This window comes from Bradyrhizobium sp. (assembly GCF_049586575.1).
In the GTDB taxonomy this organism is placed as follows: Bacteria; Pseudomonadota; Alphaproteobacteria; order Rhizobiales; family Xanthobacteraceae; genus Bradyrhizobium.
Genome location: NZ_JBAVCF010000103.1, coordinates 1 through 3,025 on the forward strand (window position 1 = coordinate 1; position 3,025 = coordinate 3,025).

The window sequence follows — 3,025 nt, forward strand, 5'->3', positions numbered from 1 at the left end:
TCCTGGCCGGTTCTGCCCACTATTCCCGGAGTTGGTATACATTATTCCTAACTGTTGCCGCAGAGACACATTGTTTCTCGCATTGCAACAAAGGCCTAATGCACTGGTTATCCAACTGAAATAAAAAGACTTAAGTTAATTTTATGGAAATCTCTATCTCGCTCCTGCAAGAGGTTTTGCGGTCCGCTGCGCATTTGACGGTATTAACCTGCCACGACAGGGTAGCCCTCGGAATCATTCTAGGGGGCTAGACAATGAGAAAGTTTGCATTAGGCGCTGCATTTGTCGCGGCGGGCATCACCTTCCAAGCACTGCCGGCGTCGGCCGATAAGCTCGACGACGTGCTGGCGCGGCTTGATAAGATCGAAAAAAACAACGCCAAGCTCGCTGGCGAAAATGCGGCGTTGAGGGCGCGCATCAACAAGCGTGACGATGGCGCCATCAGGAACGCTACGCCCGCCAAGCCTGGCGCAACCCCCGTGGTTGCAACGCGTACGCCGACTCCGCCACCCGCTCTCGTCGCGCCCGAAATCGACGCCAACGGACACGCCTTCTTCGAGCACAAGAAGGGCAATCCGCTCACCTTCTACACGCCGGGCGGCGAGATCACCGGTTACGGCAATATCGACCTCTCGGTCGACGATACCACCAAGGCGCTCGGCGGAAACATCAACAACAACCCCGTTTTCACCGGCCCGAGCGAGCCCTTCCCGGCCGGAAACTTCGGCTGGATGCCGGCGATTGCCAGCAACAGCTCCTTCCTCGGCGTGCGGGGCTTCCAGCGTATGTCGACTCTTCCGTTCAACTTCGTCTATCAGCTCGAAGTCGGCTTCGATGTTTCCAACACGCCCGGCGCGAGGCAGAGCAACGCCAATCTCAGCAACAGCGTCAACGGCTCGATGTTCAACCGCAACACCTATATCGGTTTTGCGAATCCTGAATGGGGCGCGGTCAAGATCGGCAAGACGACCACGCCGTATGCGAGGTCCACCGGCGGCTTCAACCCGTTCTCGGGCGAGATCGGCAGCATGAACGTCATTATGGGCAACACCGGCGGCGACAACCGCGTCGAATTCGGCGGCCGTCTCGATCACTCGATCTGGTACGAATCGCCCACCATCGGTGGCTTCCAATGGAACCTGCTGTTCTCGCCGGGTCAGAACCGCTCCACGATCGACGACAACATCGCCGCAGGCGAGTCCGATTGTACCGGCGGCAACGATCCGACCAGCGGCGGCCTTTTCCCCAACGGTTGTAACGACGGTTCGTTCGGCAACGCGGTCAGCGCCAACCTGAGCTACACCAACGGGCCGTTCTACGCGACCGTCGCTTACGAGCGGCATTTCCAGGTCAACCGTCAGAGCGATATCTCCCTCCTCTACGGGGCCGGCGCGGCCAACATGACTACATTTACGCTCGTCAATAACTGCCCGCTGGGCACGCCGGGATGTTTCGCCAACGCCACGCAGCTCGGCGTCTTTAACGCGGACGTCGCGGACGAAGACGCATTAAAGATCGCAGCTCTCTACACGTTCTCGACCAAGACCACGGTCGGAGGCATCTTTGAAAGGATGCACCGCTATGTGAGCCCGCTCATCGAATTCCAGAACGAACGCTCGCGCAACGGCACCTGGCTGTTCTTCACTCAGGAATTGAGCCCGGTCGACAGCTTCAGCGGCGGTTGGGCACATGCGTTCAAGGCACAGGGGGAACTCGGACAGCACAATACGCCGTTCGGCACGACTCCGATTCCCGGAACGACGTCTGCTGACGGACTCTTCGTCATGAATAATGACAACGAGGCCGACATGCTCACCGCCAACTACAAGCACAAGTTCGGAACGAACCTGACCTGGTACACGGCGGTTGCGATGACCATCAACGGTCCAAGCGCTCACTTCGACCTCGGCGCCGGCGGGCATGGCGTCACCACCGACTGCCATTCGGCCTGGGGCGCCACGGGCGGCACAAATTCGGATCCACATTGCTGGGTTGGCCCCACGCTTGCCGGCGTCTCCACCGGCCTGCAATGGCGGTTCTAGGCATCATGACGGGATCGCGGGGTGAGTTTCACCCCGCCGTCCTGCGATCTAGCAACAGACAGGTTTCAACGACTTACATCGAGAGATCATCATGACAAAGAACATCATACTCGGCGCAGTCGGCGCGTTAATTCTCGGTCCGACAGCCGCCATGGCGGCAGATTTGCCGGTGAAGGCAGCGCCGGTCGTTCAGATCTACAACTGGACCGGCTTCTACATCGGCGCCGCGGCCGGCGGATCGATCGGGCCCAGCGACCACGTCGATCAGGCCACGGGCGTCAGCGACGCCTCCGGCTATACCGTCAAGGGCGGTCTCGTTGGCGGCACGCTTGGTTATAACTGGCAGATGTCAAACCTCGTGGTTGGCTTCGAAGGCGACGCCTCCTGGGTCGCGGAACGTGGCACGATACCCGACGTCGGACCGGTCGCGATCGCCAACGGCTTCGTCGACGGCGCCGGCAACTCCCTCTTTTCGAGCTTCACCAACGAGACGTGGCTGGCGACCGCACGTGGTCGCGTTGGTTACGCCGTCAACAACCTGTTGTTCTATGGAACGGGCGGCTACGCCGGCGCAGGCGTCGGACAGGGCATCTACGACAACGCGCATAACGTGATCGCTTCATCGTCGTCCACGCGCAGCGGCTGGACCGCCGGCGGCGGTCTGGAATGGGGATTTGCGCCGAATTGGTCGGCCAAGTTCGAATGGCTCTACATGAAGTTCAGCACCGTGGCTCTCAATACCGCTCTCGCGGAAGGGCCGCGCAACGTGCCGTTCGAAGACAATGTCGTCCGCTTCGGCGTCAACTACCGCTTCGGCGGGCCGGGCCCGGTGGTCGCGAGATACTGAGAGCCCTATCGCTCGAAAGAAAAAGCTCCGGTCCTGGGACCGGAGCTTTTTTGTGAAAGCCAGCTGCGCAGCGCGGCGTCTTTCCGCGCCTCTTCTTACCGCAGCGTGTTGTAGGTATGGGGGTTGGAAACGGTGT

2 protein-coding genes are annotated in these 3,025 nt (G+C 60.2%); both read left to right on the forward strand.

Annotated elements, in window-relative coordinates; translation table 11 throughout:
• The first annotated feature begins 254 nt into the window (after window positions 1-254).
• A complete protein-coding gene (locus tag WB528_RS03670; RefSeq protein WP_423887073.1) occupies window positions 255-2,042 on the forward strand; it encodes a porin in 1,788 nt (595 codons plus the stop codon).
• 91 nt (window positions 2,043-2,133) lie between these two features.
• Window positions 2,134-2,889 carry an outer membrane protein gene (locus tag WB528_RS03675; protein WP_423887074.1) on the forward strand — a complete coding sequence of 252 codons (756 nt, stop codon included), beginning with the start codon at window positions 2,134-2,136 and terminating at the stop codon, window positions 2,887-2,889.
• Window positions 2,890-3,025: the final 136 nt, after the last annotated feature.